Genomic DNA, 17,603 nt, shown 5'->3' with positions numbered 1-17,603 from the left:
CGCGCGGCCGACCCCGACGACCCGGACATGCCGTCGGAGTTCCCGGAGCGCTGGTCCCGCTTCCTGCCCCCGGAGGACGTCACGTCACGGCTGCGGACACATGCGCGTAGCGCGCCTCCCCAGGCACGGAAGGCGGACGAGGCGGGGGAGTGAGCGGCCCCCTGCCGCCTTCGGGATGGTTCCCGCCGTGCGGCCGGCCGACGGGACCGTACGCGGTCCGGGGTGATCGCCCGCCGGGGGCCACCGGGCCCCCGAGAGCGTAGCGTGGGGCACATGGCCGCCGGCGAAGACGGATACGCGGAACGGGCGTCCCGGCTCGACGGCGCGGTCGTGTGGACGAACACGCCGAGCGCCGCGGGGCCGCCGGTGCTGCCCGACGGCTGCATGGACCTGCTGTGGACCGAGGGCAGGCTCCTGGTCGCGGGCCCCGACACACACGCCCACCACCCCGGGAACCCGCCCACACACTGGGCCGGTGTCCGCTTCCGCCCCGGCGGCGGGCCCGCCCTCCTCGGCGTACCGGCGTACGAACTGCGCGACCGGCGCGTCGAGCTGGCCGACCTGTGGCCCGCCGCCGAGGTGCGCCGACTGGCCGGGCGGGTGAGCGCCGCCGCCGATCCCGCGACCGCACTGGAGGAGATCGCGCTGGAGAGGGCCGGACGGGCGTCGGCCCCCGACCCGCTGCTCGGTGCCCTGGTCGCGGCCCTCGACGCGGGCCGCCCGGTGGCCGCCACCGCCGACGCCCTGGGCCTGGGCGCACGCCAGTTGCACCGCCGCTCGCTCACCGCGTTCGGCTACGGCCCGAAGACGCTGGCCCGCGTGCTGCGGCTGCAGCGGGCGCTGGCGCTGGCGCGGTCCGGGGTGCCCTACGCGCAGACCGCGGCACGTGCCGGTTTCGCCGACCAGGCCCATCTGGCGCGCGACGTGCGGCAGCTGGCGGGGATGCCGCTGGGTGACCTACTGGCCCGCGGGTAGCTGCGCGAACAGGTCGACGCCGTTGCCGTCCGGGTCGTGCACGACCGCGTACCGCATCCCCCAGGGGGCGTCCCACGGCTTGAGCTCGCCGTGGTACCCGGCGCCCACCAGCTCCTCGTACACCCTGTCCACCTCGGCGGGGGAGTCGCAGCGGAAGGCCGGCGCGACCCGGTAGCCGCCGGCGGGGGGCTGCCAGCCGGGGTGGAAGGAGCGGACGGTCTCCTCGGGGTCCAGGGCGAGCCGCAGCCCGCCCGGCAGTTCGGCCTCGACGTGCGGCTGCCGCTCGGCGCCCTCGGGGAAGACGAGGCCGAGACGGCGGTAGAAGGCGAGGGACGCGGCCAGGTCGGAGACGACGAGGCCGATCACGTCGAATCGTGGAGTCATACGGCCACCGTAGGAGGGCGAAGGGGGCCGGGTCTTGAACGAATCGGACCTGGGCGGTCCCGGGCGGACGGCCGCGGGCGCCTTTGGCGGGATCACCGCGAGCCGCTGCCGGCGTGGGGCGGAGGCACATGGCGCCGGTGGCGGCGCGGCGGGGGTCCGGGCGGGGCGCCCAGCTCCAGCACGATCGACGCGCCACCGGCCGGCCCGTTGCCCAGCTCCAGCGTTCCGGCGGCCGCCTTCGCCGTACGCCGTGCTATGTCGAGGCCGAGCCCCGTGGAGCCCGCCTGGCTGGCGCCGCGCTCGGTGGGGAAGCCTCCGGTGAATCCCGGCCCGGCGTCCTGCACCGTCAGCCGCGCGCCGCCGCCCGGCCGAGGCGAGAGGCCGACGCCGAAGGCGACTCCGTCCGGCGTGTGCGCGAAGACATTGTCCAGGAGCACGTCCACGCAGGCCGCCAGGTCCTCGGCGGAGGCGAGCACGGGAATCGGGCCCGCCGGTATCCGGACCGACATCGGCCGCTGCTGCTCGTCCGCGAGCACCGACCAGAAGTCGGCGCGCTCCCGTACGACCGCGGCGGCGTCGCAGACCGCCCACAGGCCGCCGTGGGACGGGCGGCGCGCCTGCCGGATGATGTCGCTCACGGTGCGTTCCAGCGTGTCGAGTCCCTCGCTGATGGTCCGGCTCTCCTCGGGGTCGGCCAGCGACTCCGCCTCGATGCGGAGCGCGGTCAGCGGGGTGCGCAGGCGATGCGAGAGGTCCGCGACGGACTCGCGTTCCCTCGTCAGCAGTTCCCCGATGCGCCCGGCCAGGGTGTTGAGCGCGGTTCCCACCTTGCGTACCTCCGGCGGACCGGCGGGTGACGCCCTGGCCGACAGATCGCCCGCCCCGAGGCGGTCGGAGGCGTGCGCCAGATCGCTGAGGGGCCGGACGAGCGAACGGGCGAGCCGGTCGGCCACCAGGACGCTCAGCACCAGCAGCCCGGCCCCCACCGCGCCCAGCAGCAGCCAGGCCGTGCCGAGCCCGTGGCGCAGTTCGGACTCCGGGGCGAAGACCCGGATGACCGCCGTGCCCTCCGGCAGCCCTTGGACCGCGACCAGGACCTCGACTCCTCCCGGGGCCTGGGCGACGATGCTGCGGCCGCTCGCGGCCAGGCGCATGGCCTGCGAGCGCGGCGCCGATGCCCCCACGGTGCCGCCGTCGGCGAGGAACACGGTCAGGGGACTGGCGGGGGCCCTGGCGTCCAGCTCTCTGACGACCTGGGCCAGTCGGGGCCGGTCCAGGGGGGCGACCAGGGGCGTGATCGACTGGGCCCGGGTCACGGCCCTGTCGATCGCGCGGTCCTCGGCGACGGTGCGCACGAGCAGTCCCAGGGGCAGCAGGAAGGCGACCAGGACGAGAGAGCTGGTCGCCACCACCAGAAGCACCAGGCGCCGCCTCATGACACCGTCGGATCCATGAGTTTGATGCCGACGCCGCGCACCGTGTGCAGGTAGCGGGGTTCCTGCGCCGTCTCACCGAGCTTGCGCCGGAGCCAGGCGAGGTGCACGTCCACCGTCTTGTCCGCGCCCCCGTAGGGCTGCCGCCAGATGTGCGTGAGCAGATCGCGTTTGGGCACCACCTGCCCGGCGCGCACGGCGAGGTAATGCAGCAGTGCGAACTCCTTGGGGCTCAGCTCCAGCAGACGGCCCTCCAGTCGCACCTCGTGCGCGTCCGGCCGGAAGGCGAGGCCGCCGACCACGGTCGGTTCCAGGCCACCGGCCCGGTCGGCCGTGGTGCGGCGCAGCACGGCCCGTATCCGGGCGTCGACCTGGCCCGGTCCGAACGGTTTGACGAGGTAGTCGTCGGCTCCGGCGTCAAGCACCCGGATCATCTCCGCCTCCTCGTCACGGGCCGTGGCGACGATCACCGGCACATCACTGACCGCACGGATCATGCGAAGGGCCTCATAGCCATCGACATCGGGCAGCCCCAGATCCAGCAGCAGCAGATCCGGCTGACGCTCCACCAGCAGTCGCAGCGCTTCCAGGCCGGTGCCCGCGCTGGCGACCGCATGCCCTCGCTCCGTCAGGGAACGGGTCAGCGCAGTGCGTATCGCCGCATCGTCCTCCACGAGCAGCAGCTGTGCCATGGCGCCATACGATAATGCAGCCGGTGCCGTGTGCCTCGCGCCTGGCCTTGTCGAAGCCTTTACCCGGCTTTAGGACGCCGGCGGCCATGATGACGCCCATGAACGCGCGCGTATTCGGAGGTGTGGCCGCCTGGACCATCGGCGCCGCCACGGCGATCGCCCTGAGTCTCCTCGCGATCTCGACGCTGGGTGACGGCATCTACGCCGGCCGGACGCGCACCTGGAGCGGCGACGACGTCGCCCGCGCGCTGGCCGCCGCTTCCTCGGACCCGGCCGCCGCTTCCTCGGACCCGGCCGCCGCCCCCTCGGATCCGGCCGCCGCAACCGCGGGCAGCCCGCACCCCGGCGCCCAAGCCGACGCCGGACCCAGCCCTTCGCGTCCGGCCCCGGCCGTGTCGCCGTCGCAGACCACCGGCCACACCGAGGCCGTGGCCTCGCCCGGAGGCACCGCGCTCGCCGTGTGCGGCGCGGCAGGGGCGTATCTCACGTCGTGGAGCCCTGCGCAGGGGTACCGGGTGGAGTCGGTGTCCCGGGGGCCCTCGCGTGTCGCCTCCGTGACCTTCGCGTCCTCCCGCTCACTGGTCGTCCTGCGGGTCGGCTGTACCTCGGGCGTGCCCACGGCGCAGGTCGGCACCGAGTCCGAGGACGACACCGAGCACGAGGGCGACGACCACCACTGAACCCGGCCGGACACCGTGCCGCGGACCCGGCTCAGGCCCGCGCCCGTGCACGGGAGGAGCGGTCCAGGATCAGCGCCAGTGTCGGGCAGCTCACCACCGCGCGCTCGGCGTGCCCGACGAGTGCGGGGGGCACCGCGTCGGAGTCGAGGATCGGGTATCCCCACGGGTCAAGGCTGATGATCTCGCCCAGGAGTTCGGCGCACATGCCGTGCGCCTCGCAGGTGATGGGGTTGACGCGCAGCCTGTACCTCACCGGAACTCCCAGTCTCGTGCCTGATCGTCCGGCAAGGGCAGCAGCGGCGGGCGCTCCAGGCCCGTGCAGGGACGGTCCTCGTCGTGCCAGTACGCGTCCTCCGCGAACGCCGTCAGCGCGCTGCGCACCAGGTGGGTCGCCCCGTCGGGGTGCTTGCACGCGCCGCGGCCCTCGACGAGTTCGATGAGCTGCCGGACGCGGGCGAGCGTGCGGCCCCGGCCGCCGCTGTAGGCGAGGGTGACGAGTTCGTCCGACAGCTCCGGAAGCCCCCTGACGCACGGCCCGCACTGCCCGGCGGTCTCCTCGGCCAGGTAGCGGACCACCCGTGCCGTCTCGGCCAGCCCGCAGGACGACTCCGGCAGCACGATGACGATCCCCGCGCCCATGGCGCCGCCGACCGCCCGCAGGTCGGCGTGGGTCAGCGGAGTGAACCAGGCGGTGTCGGCCGGAATCCACGTTCCGAAATAGCCGCCGACCAGGATCGCGCCGGTACGTTCCACCAGCCCCCCGGCAAGGGTGACGGTGTGTCCGACGGGAGTGCCCATCTCGATCTCGTACACGCCCGGCCGGCCCACGGCGCCGCTGACCGTGACCAGGGTCGTCCCCGGTGCGCCCGGCGTGCCCGCCGACCTGAACCACACATCGCCGTGGCGGGCGATCAGCGCGAGGTGGCCCAGCGTCTCGACGTTGTTGACCACGGTCGGACGGCCGTGCACACCGCGCTCGTGCGGTCGCGGCGGCGCGAACGTCGGCTTGGCCGGCCCCTTGTTGAGGTACTGCACGATGGCCGACTGCTCGCTCGACACATAGCGCCCGGGTATCCCGACCAGCCGGATCGGGACCGGGGCGAGACCGGCCTGCCGGCGCTCGTCCAGCGCCTGGCCGAGCACGGTGAGCACCGCGGTGTCGGTACGGTGCACGGCGAGGTACGCCTCGTCCGCGCCCACCGCGTACGCCGCCAGGGAGATCCCGTCCAGCACGAGGTGCGGCACCCGGGTCAGCAGCAGGTGGTCCTTGGCGCTGCCGGGTTCCCCCTCCGAGCCGTTGGCCACGACGACCGGCGTGCCCCGGCGGTCCAGCACCGAGCGGAGCTTGCGCCCCGTCGGGAACCCCGCGCCGCCCCGGCCGGTCAGTCCGGAGCGCTCGACGCGGTCGATCAGGCGGTTCGGGCGGTCGCGGTCACCCGGCCCGCCCAGGGGCGGACGGCCGTGCAGGGCCAGGTGCTCGGTGAGGCCGGCCGGCCTGTTCCGCGGGGCGCCGGCGAGCAGTCTGGGCAGTCGCGGTGCGGCGGGAAGACGGTTGCCCGCCGTGGTGGTCAGCGTCATGAGGCCCTCGTCGCGGAGGCAGGTGGCACGGGCGCGAGAGCCCGCTGGGACCAGCCCGGGGCCAGCGGTCCGCTGCTCGCCCATCCCCAGCCGGCCAGCACCACGGCGACCACCGCCGTCGCCACCGCCAGCCGCAGGCCCCTGCGCTCGGGCCAGCCGGTCGCGAGCCGCCACACGGACGCACCCAGGACCGCGCCGAGACAGACCAGCACCAGAGCCGACCCCCAGACCGTCGCCGGGTCGGTGCCCGTGCCGAGCGCGTGCACCACCGAGACCGGCCAGCTGACGTACGCGAGCCAGTGGATCGCGCGCCAGCCGCGGTGTCCCATGCGTACGCGAACCAGGCTGGTGACGATCAGGGCGATCAGCAGGTCCGAGGCCACGGTGCCCAGACCGAGCCACACGGGGCGGTAGTTCGCGGCGAAGGGAAGGAAGGCGTCGGTCAGACGGATGTCGGTGTACGAGTCCACGACCGTGGTCAGGACGTGCAGAGCGAGGAAGACCGCGGTGAGCAGGGACGTGTTGTTGTGCAGGCCGACGGTGACGAAGCGCGGCCACTTCGGGCTTGTGAACCGGACCGTGGTCAGCACGCCGAGGGTGACGCAGAGGGTGAGCAGGAGAAGCGCGACGAGTCCGGTGGCACGCGTCGCGTACCACAGGCCCGGTCCGTCGAAGGACACCTCGAAGGGCAGCGCAAGGGGGGCGGTCGTCAGGGGCATCGTGGTCATCCGGTTGTTCCGTGGTGGCGGGGCCAGGCACCGGTGGCGGTGGTGTGGCCGTCGGGGCGGACCAGGAGCGCCGGCACGGCGAGCCCTTCGAGCCAGTCGACAGCCGCCTCCCCCCGTACTATGGCGGCCGTCGAAGCGGTGTTCGCTCCCACGCACGTCGACGCGGCGACCGTCACGGTCTGCCAGTGGGTGGGTGCGCACTCCCCGGTGGCCGGGGAGACGATGTGGTGGACCGTCTCCCGGCCGCGGCGCCAACGGCGCACCCCGGTCCCGGAGGTGGCGAGGCCGCCCTCGGTGATGGCGACGGCCCGCAGCGGTGCGCCGGTGCGCGCGGGGCCGGCGTCCTCGCCGGCCGGGGACGTGCCGTCGGTGACCAGGATCCGCCAGCCGTCGTCCGGCGCCGGTCCCGCGACGGAGATGTCACCGCCCAGGTTGACCAGCACCCCGCAGCCGACGGCGGCGTGGATCCGGGCCGCGGCGCGGTCCGCAGCCAGGGCCTTGGCCGTCGCCCCGAGATCGAGCACCAGCCCCGCCGGGACCCGTACCACGCCTGCCTCCGCGTCGAGTTCGACCACGCGCCAGCCGGGTACCGGCCGCGCGGTCACGACCGTCCCGGCGCCGCCGCGGGCGACCTCGGTGAAGTCCCGGTCGTAGCCGAGGCCGACCAGCACGCCGCCGCACGTCGGGTCGACGTCGCCGCCGGTGGCCGCCGCCGCGTCGAGGGCGACGGCGAGCGCGTCGACGAACGTGTCGCTGACGTGCAGCGGACGGCCGTCGGCCCGGTTGAGCGCGCTCAGTTCGGAGTCCTCACGGAAACGGGAGCAGGCGAGGTCGATCGCCGAGAGTTCCGCGTCCAGCAGCGCGCGGGCCTCCTCCAGCCCCGCGGGGTCCGCGACCAGCAGGGTGGCGACGGTACCCAGGGCCCGGAATTCCGCGCGGGCGATGCCGGTAAGCGGCGCGACGGCGCCGGCCGGCCGGGCGGAGCCGCTCATCCCTTGGGACTCGGCGACGACGTCGTCTGCGTGGGCTTCGGCGTCGGCTTCGGCGCCGTGGTCGTCGGCGTGATCACCGGCGCGGTGGTCTTGCGGGTGGCCGTCGGGGCGGGCGCCGCGGAGCGCGTGGTCGTCGTGGCGGTCGGCGTGCGGGACCTGCTCGGGCCTGCCGAGGCGGTCGGCGACGCGCTCGCGGAGGCCGAGGGCGAGGCCGAGGGCGACTCCTGCACGGAGGCCGTGGGAGAGGCGGAGGCACTCGCGCCGACCCCGCCCGGAGCCGACTCGGTGCCGGGCGACTGGGTGTCGGCGACGACCGGCGCGGACCGTGTGAAGAGCGTCGCGAAGGCCACCGTGGCCAGCGCGCTGAGCTGGGTGACACGCCAGGTCAGCCTGGACAGCCGCTTCAGGCCGTCATGGCGCTCCGCGCCGGCGGTGTCCCTGTGTTTCATGCTGTTCGCTCCTGCCTGGGGACCACGGCCCTCAAGGACCGTGCGGGGCGATCCCACCTGCGTGGTGGAGACCCCGCGCGTGCCGTCTCACCCCAGCGGACGGCGGGTTAAGGCCCCCCTAAGAGGACGCTAATCTCGGACGAGCGGCCGCCGCGGTGACGGGCCGTCACGAGAAGACGACCTTCCGGCACGCACTTCTGCCGGACCCCGTTGGACGGTGCCGTGGGGCGGAGAAGTGATGAGATGCGGTGACAGAAGCAGTCCCCCAGCGTGAGGAGCGGGCCGGATGGACCGTGCGGACGAGGCGACCGAGACCCCGGCGAGCCTGCCGGACCCCGTGGTCCGCACTCCCCGCGGTGCCGTGCGCGGACGGTACGAGAACGGGGTCGCCGTCTTCCGGGGCATCCCCTTCGCCGCCCCGCCCTTCGGCCCGCACCGCTTCCGCCCGCCCGTTCCGCCCGAGCCCTGGGACGGGGTGCGCGACGCGGGCGCGTTCGGGCCGACGCCGCCCAAGCCGCCGTACTCGGAGGCGTTCGCCCGCTATCTGTCCGACCCGGTGGTCCCCGGGGACGACTGCCTCAACCTCAACGTCTGGACCCCCGAGCCCGGGTCAGGAGCCCGGCTCCCGGTCATGGTGTGGGTCCACGGCGGCGCACTGACCCGGGGCTCCTCCGCCGTGCCCGTCTACGACGGCAGCGCCTTCGCCCGCGCCGGCGTCGTCCTCGTCTCCTTCAACTACCGCCTGGGCGTGGAGGGCTACGGCCTCTTCCCGGACGCCCCCGCCAACGCCGGACTGCGCGACCAGCTCGCCGCGCTGGAGTGGGTGCACGACACCGTCGCGGCGTTCGGCGGAGACCCGGACCGGGTGACCGTCTTCGGCGAGTCCGCGGGCGCGATCAGCATCGGCGCGCTGCTGGCGAGCCCGCCGGCCCGGGGACTGTTCCGGCGGGCGGTACTGCAGAGCGGGCCGCCCGAGTCGACGCAGCGGGACAAGGTGCGGCGCCTGGTGCGCCGCATGGCCGCCCGGCTGAAGGTGCCGGCCACGGCGGCCGCGTTCGCCGAGGTCGACCGCACGCTGCTGGCCGCGGTCCAGGCGGAGGCGGGGCGCCGGGCCGGCCCCGTCCTCGGCGGGCCCGCCTTCGGGATCGTCGTCGACGGCGACCTCGTGCCCCGCGACCCGCTGGAGGCGCTGCTCGGCGGAGTCGCCCGGGACGTCCCCCTGCTGATGGGCTGGACCAGTGAGGAGTACCGGCTGTGGCTGGTGCCCGCCGGGCTCGTCGAGCGCATCGACCGGCTGGGCCCGGTCGCCCTGGCGGGCGCGATGGCCCGCTGCCACTGCGGTCCCGAGGTGCCCCGCGGCTACCGCACCGCCCGTCCGGACGCCGCCGTGTCCGACCTGGTCGGCCAGATGGTCACGGACCACCTGCTGCGCCGCCCGCTGCCCCGGCTGGCCGACTCCCGCCGGGGCCACGCGCCCGCCTACGTCTACGAGTTCGCCTGGCGCTCCGGGCTTCCCGGCCTCGGCGCCTGCCACGCCCTGGAGCTGGGTTTCGTCTTCGACAGCGCCGGCGTGCCGGAGGCCGCGAAACTGGCCGGCCCGCACGCGCCCCGCGCACTGGCCCGGGAGATGAACCGGGCGTGGGTGCGCTTCGCGACGGACGGCGATCCGGGCTGGCCCGCGTGGGACGCCTCGCATCCGGTGCGCGTCTTCGGCGGCGAAGGAGACCCGGTCGTCCACGGTCCCCGCGACAGGGAGATGACGTTGTGGGCGGCCCTTTCCACCCGATCGCGGACCGCCCTGGCCCCGGGCACCGGGAACGGCGCGCTCCTGCGCGGCACGGCACCGCTGTCCGCGGTCCGCCGGCTGCGGCGGCCGGCGGGAGTACGACGGCGCGACGACGGCCCACCGGGGTGACGGGCGTCGACGCGGACCACCGCGCCCCGCACGACCATGAGTTCCGCGCGCCGCCGCTGCTGCGGCGTCCGTGCGAGCCGCTGCTCACCGAGGCGGTGGCGGGGGCCGGTGACGTGGCGTCCGCCGCGCGGCGGTGCCTGCGTGGCGGTGGTGTCCGCCCGCAGGGGTGCCCGCCATGTGGGGTCTGGCGGTTGGCTGTGGCTGTGTTGTGGGGTCTGGCGGTTGGCTGTGGCTGTGTTGTGGGGTCTGGCGGTTGGCTGTGGCTGTGTTGTGGGGTCTGGCGGTGGGCCGTGACCGTGTTGTGGGGCCCGGCGGTCGGCCGCGACCGTCATGCGGCGCCCCGCAAGCTCTCCGCGACCGACGCGATCGCCTCCGGTCCCACCCGGCAGCATCCCCCGATCAGCCTCGCCCCGGCGTCGCGCCAGCGCGTGACCCGGGCGGCCGTGAACGTGGAGCGGCCGTCCCAGGCGCGGGACCGGGCGTCCCAGCTCTCGCCGCTGTTCGGGTAGACCACGACCGGCTTGCCCGTGACGCGCGCGGCGAGCCCGATCGCGTCGTCCACGTCCTCGGGGGCGCAGCAGTTGACGCCCACCGCGATCACCTCGTCCGCTCCGGCGGCCAGGGCGAACGCCTCCTCCAGCGGCTGCCCCGCACGGGTACGCCCGCCGGAGACCGTGTACGACAGCCAGGCGGGCACCCCGAGCCCGCGCACCGCCCGCAGCAGCGCCGCGGCCTCGTCCGCGTCGGGGACCGTCTCCAGGGCGAGCACGTCGGGCCCGGCCGCGGCCAGGACCTCCAGGCGCGGGCGGTGGAAGACCTCCAGTTCGGCGACGGTGAGGCCGTAGCGGCCCCGGTACTCGGAGCCGTCCGCCGACAGCGCCCCGTACGGGCCGGCGGACGCCGCCACCCACAGCGGGCGCGTGATGCCCTCGGCGTGTGCCCGCGCCGCCGCCTCGCGGGCCAGCCCCACGCTGAGGGCGAGGAGCGCGGCCGCGCGCTCACGGCCGATGCCGCGCCGCGCGAATCCCTCGAAGGTGGCCTGGTAGCTGGACGTGATCGCCACGTCGGCCCCCGCTTCGAAGTACGCCAGATGCGCCTCGGTGATCGCCTCCGGCCGCTCCGCGAGCAGCCGTGCCGACCACAGTTCGTCGCTCAGGTCGTGCCCGGCCGATTCGAGCTGGTTCGACAGGCCGCCGTCCAGGACGACCGTCCCGGCGGCCAGGGCCTCGGCGAGGGTGGGAACGGTGCTGCCGGTCATGCCCCGACGCTAACCGAAAAACGGACGGACGCCCGCGGGCCGTCCGGTGGCGGGCGGCGGCACCCCTGGTTCTCGCGCCGTTTCCCCCGCGAGTACACCGGCGGCAACACCCTCGGCCGGGACCTGCTCGACGACGACGCCGCCTGGCGGCAGCCGCTGGTGCGCGACCACTTCCCGGCGGGGCTGCGCGAGAACATGGTCCGGCTGCACCACGACCGGGAGTGGCTCTTGCAGATCATGGAGTCGCTGCCCCGCCTCTTCAGCCATCTCGACCACCGGCCCGCCAACCTCAGGGCCCATGGCGCGGACAGTGTGCTGTGTTCGACTGGGCGTTCGCCGGGGACGGCGCGCTCGGCGAGGACATCGGCAACTGCGTCCCCGGCTCGGTCATCGACCTCTTCGTCCCCGCCGCCCGGCTTCCCGGACTGGCGGCGGCCGTGTACGACGCCTATCTGCACGGCTTGCGGGCGGGCGGCTGGCGGGGCGACGAACGCCTCGTCCGGCTCGGGGTGTGCGCGTCGGCCGTGAAGTACGACTGGCTCACGGCCCTGTGCCCGCCCGCGCGAGCGAGGAGAAGCAGTTCGACTACGGCGGCACACGGACCGTGCCCGCCGTACTGCGCTACCGGGAGCGCGGCCTGACACCGGCGTTCCTGGCGGACTGGGCGGCCGAGGCCCGGACCCTGGCGCCGTCTCTGGGCTTTCCGCCGCCGCCGTCGTGGAGCTGACCCGCCGCAGCAAGCGATTTCCATCCCGCCGCTCCCGATCCGTTGACCCCCCGGCTGCACGCCTTTACCTTTTCGGTGTTCGGAATGGCAGATGCAGTACGGAATATCGAACGCGCACGTGCTGTACGCACCGCGTCCCGTTCCCCCCCATCCGGAAAGGCGGTCCGCATGAGCCGCGACGACGACCTGCCCGAAGTCCCCAGCAGCAGAATGGTGTTGAAGGACGCCCCGGCCACAGGCGCGCCGGCCGCGATCCCCGGCACCGCGCGTGCGGCGGCGCCCGCCGTCCACGCCCCGGCACCGAAGGCGGCCCCGTATGTGAACCCGCTCATCCGCCGGCGTGCCGACCCGCACATCCACCGCCACGCCGACGGCCGCCACCACTTCACGGCCGCCGTCCCCGAGTACGGCCGGACCGTCCTGCGCCGCTCCCACACCCTCGACATCACCGGCGATCCCCTGAACGGCCCCGACCGCCACACCCGCGTCCGAAGGCTCGGCTGGAAGCCGGACGGCGCCCCGGACTTCGGCATCCCGGTCGCAGGCACCGTGAGGGAGGGTGCGTGACATGAGACGCGCGTACGCGATCCTGCTCGCCCTGTGCTGTGCGCTGGCCGGGGCCCTGGTGACCGCGGGCCCGGCGCGGGCCGCGGCCCTGACCGTCACCAACGGCACCCAGTTCACCGACACATCGGGCGCCGTCGTGCACGCCCACGGCGGCGGGGTCATCAAGGTCGGCTCGTACTACTACTGGTTCGGCGAGGACCGCAACGCCGACAACACCTTCCGGTACGTGGACGCCTACCGCTCCACCGACCTGAAGAACTGGGAGTTCAGAAAGCACGTCCTGACCCGCTCCAGCGCCCCCGAACTCGCCACGGCCTACATCGAGCGCCCCAAGGTGCTCTACAACGCCTCCACCGGCACGTTCGTGATGTGGATGCACAAGGAGAACGGCACCGACTACAGCGAGGCCCGCGCGGCCGTCGCCGTCTCCGGTACCGTCGACGGCAGTTACACCTACCGGGGCAGCTTCCGCCCACTCGGCCAGTACATGTCCCGCGACCTCACGGTCTTCACCGACACGGACGGCACCGGCTACATGGTCTCGGCCGCCAACGAGAACTACGACCTGCACATCTACCGGCTCACCACCGACTACACCGGCATCGACAGCCTGGTCGCCAACCCCTGGCCGGGCGGCCACCGGGAGGCCCCCGCCCTCTTCAAACGCGGCGGCGTGTACTTCATGCTGACGTCGGGCGCGACCGGCTGGAGCCCCAACCAGCAGCAGTACGCCACCGCCACCAGCCCGACCGGCCCCTGGACGGCCATGAGGAACGTGGGCGACTCCACGGCGTACGGCTCCCAGACGGCGTACGTCCTGCCCGTGCAGGGCACGTCGGGCACCTCGTACCTCTACCTGGGCGACCGCTGGGGCAACTCCTTCGGCGGGACCGTCAACGACTCGCGGTACGTCTGGCTGCCGCTGTCCTTCCCCACGTCCACCACGATGTCCATGTCCTGGTACCCGGAGGTCTCGGTGGACACGGCCGCCGGGACGATCGGCGGCACCGGCGCCGCGTACCGCACCCTGATCGCCCGGCACAGCGGCAAGTGCGCCGACGTGCCGAACCAGTCGCTGTGGCAGGGCGTCGCGGTCAGCCAGTACACCTGCAACGGCGGCACCAACCAGAAGTGGTGGTTCAAGGACCTCGGCGGCGGATCCTACGAGCTGATGGGCCGCGGCAGTTCCCTGTGTCTGCAGGAGAACGCGAGTGACGTCACCCAGGAGGACTGCACCGGGGCCACCACCCAGCAGTGGTCGGTCACGGCGTCGGGCTCCTACGTGACCGTCACCTCCCGCGCCAGCGGCGAGTGCCTGGACGTGTCCGGCGCGTCCACCGCCAACTCGGCCGCGATCATCACATACACCTGCAACGGCGGAACGAACCAGCAGTGGACCCAGGGCACTTGACCGTCGTGCGCCGGATGGACCGAGTGGCCTGAGGCCGCTCAGTCCGCCCGTTCCTCGCCTTGCCCGCGGGCTGCCGCCAGCAGCCCGCGCTGGTACCGCACGCCCTTGCGGGTGAGCAGGAACAGGCCGAGCGCCGCGGCGAGCACCCCGAGGATCTGCGGCACGGGGACGATGAGGATGCGGGCCGCCCGGCTGACCGTCCTCCCGTCCCCGGTGGCGACCTTCACCGTGGCCTGGCAGTAGCAGAAGAGCGGAGGGTCGGACCAGCGTGCCGTGACGGTGCGCCGGGAGTTCCCCAGCACGGTGAAGTCCGGGAAGGGTACCTTCCGGCCGCCCGCCGTTCCGACGATCCGCTCCTTCCTGATGTAGCTCTGGTGGACGTTCCCGGCGTTGCGGAGCGAGAGCCTGAGCCTGATCGGCCCCCACATGGCGAAGGCCGGCGCCTGGAACTTCTCCGCGACGACCTTGTGCACGACCTTGCCCGGGACGTTGATCATGAGCTGGCTGGCGACGGCGCTCACCACCTCCACGTTCCGCGTCGTCGTCTTGCGCGGCGGTGTCTTGAAGACGATCCCGACGTACCGTTCGCCCGGCTCCGGGTGATCGGGGATGCCGACGCGCACGGCCACCTCCCGGGTTTCCCCGGCGCCGAGCAGGAAGCTGCCGGGAACGGCCCTGACCCAGGAGGCGGCGGAGAACCGCCCCGGGGGGTGGAAGGTGACCCGGCCGTCGGAGGACTGGACGAACTCGGCCGGCTCCACCGTGAGACGGACGGGGGCCGCGGTGTTGTTGCGCACGTGCACGAGGCGTTGCTGGCGCCGGGGAGCCTTGGGCAGCACGGCGCTCGCCGGCCACAGGGTCACCGACAGGGGCGGTTCGCCGCCCCGGCTCTCGGCGCCCGCCTGTGCGGAGGTGGCCGGAGGGAGGAGGGCCGCCGTCAGCAGGGCGAGGGCGAGGGCGAGACGGCGCAACCGGCGGTCCCAGGACGGGCGGCGGGGGGAAGGGCGCATGCGTGGGCTATGGATTCGTGACGGCGGTGTAGACGAGCGTGGTGTGGTAGGTGTCGGCGCGCACGTTCGGAATGTGGACCCGGTAGTCGTTGGAGTAGTCGTCGCCGGTGGGCCCGGACGGGGTGTCCGTGTTGGCGATGACCGTGTCCGTGGTGGAGAGGGGCCGGTAGATGGAGATCGCGCGGACCTCCAGATTGCCGATCGGGATGGTGTCGGGGTTGCCCGCGGTGACGGGCGTCAGGACATCGCTCGTGCTGCGTACGAGCACCTCGTAGCCGGTGGCGTTGTTGCTGATGACCGTGTAGGTGACCGCCCCTGGCTGGGCCACCGTGGTGTTGGGGGGCCCGGCGAGGGTGAACGAGGCGGTGTGGAGGGTGAGGGTGATCGCCGAGGAGACGGCCACGTTCGCCTGCACCTCGCCGGTGGACACGTCCGCCTGGGCGGAGGGCCCGTGTGCCGCGGCGGCGGCCAGGCCGCCCGCGATCACAAGAGCGACCCCCGCCACGGGTCTGATCCTCATGGGGCCCACCTCTGCTTCCTCGATCGATCGGCTGCCTCTGCGCGAGTGCTGACGGGTGTCCTATTGATCCATATCTGACTTCGCGTCGGCTTCGGGCGGCGGTCGGCAGGTGGGAAGATCACCCGGACGGGCGTTCCCTCACGTCGTTGCCGCGATGTAGGTCAGGACCACCCGGTAGGTGTCGGGCCGCACGAAGGGGATGGTGACGCGGTAGTCGTTGCTGAGGTCGTCGCCGCGTGGGTTGGAGGGCGTTGTCTGGGCGTGCACGAGCACCGCCGAGGTGTTGCTCAACGGGAGGAAGGGCGTGGTTCCGGTCTCCCGGACGGAGAGCTCGCCCACCGGGATGCTGTCGGGATTGCCCGGAGTGACCGGTGTGAGCCTGGCCGCGTTCGCCTGGACGCTGACGGTGTATCCGGTCCTGTTGGCCGTGAACACGTTCAGGAGCACCGCTCCGGTCCGTGTGACGGTCTGGCCGGGGGCCCCGGTCAGGGTGAACGAGGGGGTGAGGCTTCTGATCTGGACCACCGGCTGGGCCGCCGCCTCGACGGAGCGGGTCTCCTCCTGTCGCATCGCATCCGGTGCGGCGGACGCCATGCCGCCGGACGCGACCAGCGCCGCGCCCGCGGTGACGAGCGCCGTGCCGAGGGCCTTCTCCACCGCTGCGGACCACTGCGAGCGACTCAGGGCAGCCTCCAACCATCGAGATCCGGCCGGGAGTCCCCGCGGGATTCGGATCAGCTCCGCCGTACACAGGCACAACGTCCGGACGGCCGGGAGGACACGAGTCCCTCGGCGCGCCCGCCACCCCGAGGGACCGGCCGGTCGGTCCAGGAGGCCGATCGCCTCGCGAGTTCTCCCGTCTGAGGGCGAACCGGTCGGCCCGGAAGGGACGGACGGCCGACGCCTGTGGGAGCGATCGACCGCCGCCGGTTGGACGCGGACGGTACGCTCGACGACAACACCGCGCCGCTGGTGAACGGTCTCGGCGTGGACCACCCGGCGGTGATCCGGTCGGTGGCGGCCGCCGAGGGCTCCATGCCGGTCCCCCTCTCCCGTGAGGAGCGGGACACCACGCATACGTGCCTTTATGGCGCAACGGCGTACGCGGGGTCTGGTGCGAGACGCACGCGTGCCGCAAGATCTGATACCGGAGGGTAAGTCGCGTCGACCGCGAGGATGCGCCGCCCCTTCCGCGCGGGGTCTGCACGCCGGGCGCGACCCCGCCCACACGCCCCTGGGGCGTCCCGACCGGAACCGGGGCGCCCCAGGTCCGAATTCCCGGGCCTGCGTGGGGGTTTGCGTTCCCCGGCCGTTCGCGGCGACGACACTTCGGTCCCGGCCGAAGCGACCCGCCCTCAGCGTTCCCGTATGACCGAAACGCAGCAGGGGACATGGCCCCGCACCCAACCGGATCCGTAACCGGAACCAGAACCGGGTCTCCGCGGGAGGCCCTCGCCGCGGGCGTCGTCGGCATGGTGGACCACGTCCTGGCGCTGGCGGCCACCTGGACCGCCTGGGACGGCAGGCCCCGCCCCGTCGACGACCGCGTGTACACCCCGCACAAGGCGATCCGCCGTGTCGCCGGCCACCTCGTCGGCCCTCTGGCCGAGTTGGAGGACGGCTCGCCGGACAGCGGCCGCAGCCCGGCCGCTGGCACGCGTCGGCCGTCACCACCGAGGCCGACCTCGCCCCCTTCACCCGGGAGGACCTCGACGCGGCGCGCGGCCGGCTGACCCGGCTCGCCCGGCGAGGGCTGGAGTTTCGCCGAACCCGCCCGGCATCTGGAGGAATTCAGGTACTACGCCGACGCCGTGGGCGACCTCTGGTGACGACGCCCGTCAGCGACCTGCACCACGCCGACGAGCCCCTGCTGCCCAACGCCTGGGACCACGCCTCCGCGGCCGCCCTGGCCGCCGCGGGTTCGCGGCGATCGGCACGAGGAGCCTGGGTGTCGCCGCTGCCGCCGGGCTGCCCGACGGGGCGGCGGCAACCCGCGAGCAGACCCTGGGGCTCGCCCCGGCCCTCAGCAGCGGGCCCTTCCTCCTGTCCGTGGACGCCGAGGGCGGCTTCGCCGAGGACCCGGACGCGGTGGCCGGGTTCGCCCGTGAACTCTGGGCCGTGGGTACCGCCGGCATCAACGCGTACCGGGAAGCGGGCGCGGACGGCGTGTTCGTGCCGGGACTCACCGAACCGGGGTGCATCGGCCCTCGGGACTGGTGAGGTCGCATGTTGAGGTGTCGCGTGTTCGTGACTGACTCCCGCATATCCATGACGCTGAGTGACT

The 17,603-nt window shown here is 73.8% G+C and carries 19 protein-coding genes and 2 pseudogenes; 10 read left to right on the top strand and 11 right to left on the bottom strand.

The genetic code is table 11. From position 1 onward, the window contains the following. Both ACFSL4_RS11430 and ACFSL4_RS11425 read left to right on the top strand, forming a co-directional pair. Positions 1-153 (top strand): annotated as a pseudogene (locus ACFSL4_RS11430) (YihY/virulence factor BrkB family protein); the annotation flags it as partial. A gap of 120 nt (positions 154-273) precedes the next feature. Then, positions 274-975, top strand: coding sequence for a helix-turn-helix domain-containing protein (locus ACFSL4_RS11425; protein ID WP_381081276.1), 702 nt, complete (start codon positions 274-276; stop codon positions 973-975). Here ACFSL4_RS11425 and ACFSL4_RS11420 read toward each other — a convergent pair. The 3 genes from ACFSL4_RS11420 to ACFSL4_RS11410 form a co-directional block, all read right to left on the bottom strand. Beyond that, positions 958-1,359, bottom strand: coding sequence for a VOC family protein (locus ACFSL4_RS11420; RefSeq protein WP_381081274.1), 402 nt, complete (start codon positions 1,357-1,359; stop codon positions 958-960). The two genes, ACFSL4_RS11425 and ACFSL4_RS11420, sit on opposite strands and share 18 nt — an antisense overlap. Before the next feature lie 92 nt (positions 1,360-1,451). Continuing rightward, a complete protein-coding gene (locus ACFSL4_RS11415) occupies positions 1,452-2,795 on the bottom strand; it encodes a HAMP domain-containing protein (RefSeq protein WP_381081272.1) in 1,344 nt (447 codons plus the stop codon). Then, positions 2,792-3,484, bottom strand: coding sequence for a response regulator transcription factor (locus tag ACFSL4_RS11410; RefSeq protein WP_381081270.1), 693 nt, complete (start codon positions 3,482-3,484; stop codon positions 2,792-2,794). The genes ACFSL4_RS11415 and ACFSL4_RS11410 overlap by 4 nt, the downstream gene beginning before the upstream one ends. Before the next feature lie 98 nt (positions 3,485-3,582). Between ACFSL4_RS11410 and ACFSL4_RS11405 the strand changes: the two genes are divergently transcribed. Beyond that, entirely contained in the window at positions 3,583-4,164 is a 582-nt protein-coding gene (locus tag ACFSL4_RS11405) for a hypothetical protein (RefSeq protein WP_381081268.1), read from the top strand. A gap of 31 nt (positions 4,165-4,195) precedes the next feature. On the opposite strand, the gene ACFSL4_RS11400 is transcribed toward ACFSL4_RS11405, so the two are convergent. Genes ACFSL4_RS11400 through ACFSL4_RS11385 form a run of 4 tightly spaced genes read right to left on the bottom strand, consistent with a single transcriptional unit; the run spans position 4,196 to position 7,462 of the window. Continuing rightward, complete coding sequence (locus ACFSL4_RS11400) at positions 4,196-4,417, bottom strand: ferredoxin (RefSeq protein WP_381081266.1); 222 nt, start codon at positions 4,415-4,417, stop codon at positions 4,196-4,198. After that, positions 4,414-5,742 (bottom strand): NADH-ubiquinone oxidoreductase-F iron-sulfur binding region domain-containing protein, encoded by a 1,329-nt coding sequence (locus tag ACFSL4_RS11395; RefSeq protein ID WP_381081264.1) that lies wholly within the window; start codon positions 5,740-5,742, stop codon positions 4,414-4,416. Before ACFSL4_RS11395 ends, ACFSL4_RS11400 begins: the two co-directional genes overlap by 4 nt. Beyond that, positions 5,739-6,470 (bottom strand): ferric reductase-like transmembrane domain-containing protein, encoded by a 732-nt coding sequence (locus tag ACFSL4_RS11390; protein ID WP_381081262.1) that lies wholly within the window; start codon positions 6,468-6,470, stop codon positions 5,739-5,741. The genes ACFSL4_RS11395 and ACFSL4_RS11390 overlap by 4 nt, the downstream gene beginning before the upstream one ends. Beyond that, positions 6,467-7,462 carry an FAD:protein FMN transferase gene (locus ACFSL4_RS11385; RefSeq protein WP_381081260.1) on the bottom strand — a complete coding sequence of 332 codons (996 nt, stop codon included), beginning with the start codon at positions 7,460-7,462 and terminating at the stop codon, positions 6,467-6,469. The genes ACFSL4_RS11390 and ACFSL4_RS11385 overlap by 4 nt, the downstream gene beginning before the upstream one ends. A gap of 3 nt (positions 7,463-7,465) precedes the next feature. Between ACFSL4_RS11385 and ACFSL4_RS11380 the strand changes: the two genes are divergently transcribed. Next, positions 7,466-8,044 carry a hypothetical protein gene (locus ACFSL4_RS11380; RefSeq protein ID WP_381081258.1) on the top strand — a complete coding sequence of 193 codons (579 nt, stop codon included), beginning with the start codon at positions 7,466-7,468 and terminating at the stop codon, positions 8,042-8,044. 153 nt (positions 8,045-8,197) lie between these two features. After that, entirely contained in the window at positions 8,198-9,826 is a 1,629-nt protein-coding gene (locus ACFSL4_RS11375) for a carboxylesterase/lipase family protein (RefSeq protein ID WP_381081256.1), read from the top strand. A 328-nt stretch (positions 9,827-10,154) separates the two neighbouring features. Here ACFSL4_RS11375 and mmuM read toward each other — a convergent pair whose 3' ends face one another. Next, a complete protein-coding gene (gene mmuM, locus ACFSL4_RS11370; protein ID WP_381081254.1) occupies positions 10,155-11,084 on the bottom strand; it encodes a homocysteine S-methyltransferase in 930 nt (309 codons plus the stop codon). A gap of 317 nt (positions 11,085-11,401) precedes the next feature. On the opposite strand from mmuM, the gene ACFSL4_RS11365 reads away from it, so the two are divergent. The 3 genes from ACFSL4_RS11365 (at position 11,402) to ACFSL4_RS11355 (ending at position 13,789) form a co-directional block, all read left to right on the top strand. Beyond that, positions 11,402-11,725 (top strand): hypothetical protein, encoded by a 324-nt coding sequence (locus tag ACFSL4_RS11365; RefSeq protein WP_381081252.1) that lies wholly within the window; start codon positions 11,402-11,404, stop codon positions 11,723-11,725. Positions 11,726-11,979: 254 nt separating this feature from the next. Beyond that, positions 11,980-12,378, top strand: coding sequence for a hypothetical protein (locus tag ACFSL4_RS11360; RefSeq protein WP_381081250.1), 399 nt, complete (start codon positions 11,980-11,982; stop codon positions 12,376-12,378). 1 nt (position 12,379) lies between these two features. Further along, positions 12,380-13,789, top strand: coding sequence for an RICIN domain-containing protein (locus tag ACFSL4_RS11355; protein ID WP_381081248.1), 1,410 nt, complete (start codon positions 12,380-12,382; stop codon positions 13,787-13,789). A 38-nt stretch (positions 13,790-13,827) separates the two neighbouring features. On the opposite strand, the gene ACFSL4_RS11350 is transcribed toward ACFSL4_RS11355, so the two are convergent. From ACFSL4_RS11350 to ACFSL4_RS11340, 3 genes are all read right to left on the bottom strand, one after another. Continuing rightward, positions 13,828-14,799, bottom strand: coding sequence for a hypothetical protein (locus ACFSL4_RS11350; protein WP_381081246.1), 972 nt, complete (start codon positions 14,797-14,799; stop codon positions 13,828-13,830). Positions 14,800-14,806: 7 nt separating this feature from the next. After that, positions 14,807-15,319: a hypothetical protein gene (locus ACFSL4_RS11345; protein ID WP_381081244.1), complete on the bottom strand. Its 513-nt coding sequence runs from the start codon at positions 15,317-15,319 to the stop codon at positions 14,807-14,809. A 138-nt stretch (positions 15,320-15,457) separates the two neighbouring features. Next, complete coding sequence (locus ACFSL4_RS11340) at positions 15,458-15,976, bottom strand: hypothetical protein (protein ID WP_381081242.1); 519 nt, start codon at positions 15,974-15,976, stop codon at positions 15,458-15,460. Positions 15,977-16,791: 815 nt separating this feature from the next. Between ACFSL4_RS11340 and ACFSL4_RS11335 the strand changes: the two genes are divergently transcribed. Both ACFSL4_RS11335 and ACFSL4_RS11330 read left to right on the top strand, forming a co-directional pair. Next, entirely contained in the window at positions 16,792-17,052 is a 261-nt protein-coding gene (locus ACFSL4_RS11335; RefSeq protein WP_381081240.1) for a hypothetical protein, read from the top strand. 89 nt (positions 17,053-17,141) lie between these two features. Continuing rightward, positions 17,142-17,521: pseudogene (locus tag ACFSL4_RS11330) on the top strand (isocitrate lyase/phosphoenolpyruvate mutase family protein); the annotation flags it as partial. Positions 17,522-17,603: the final 82 nt, after the last annotated feature.

Source organism: Streptomyces caeni (assembly GCF_042678285.1).
Taxonomy (GTDB): Bacteria; Actinomycetota; Actinomycetes; order Streptomycetales; family Streptomycetaceae; genus Streptomyces; species Streptomyces caeni.
This window is presented reverse-complemented; position numbering and strand designations above follow the sequence as displayed.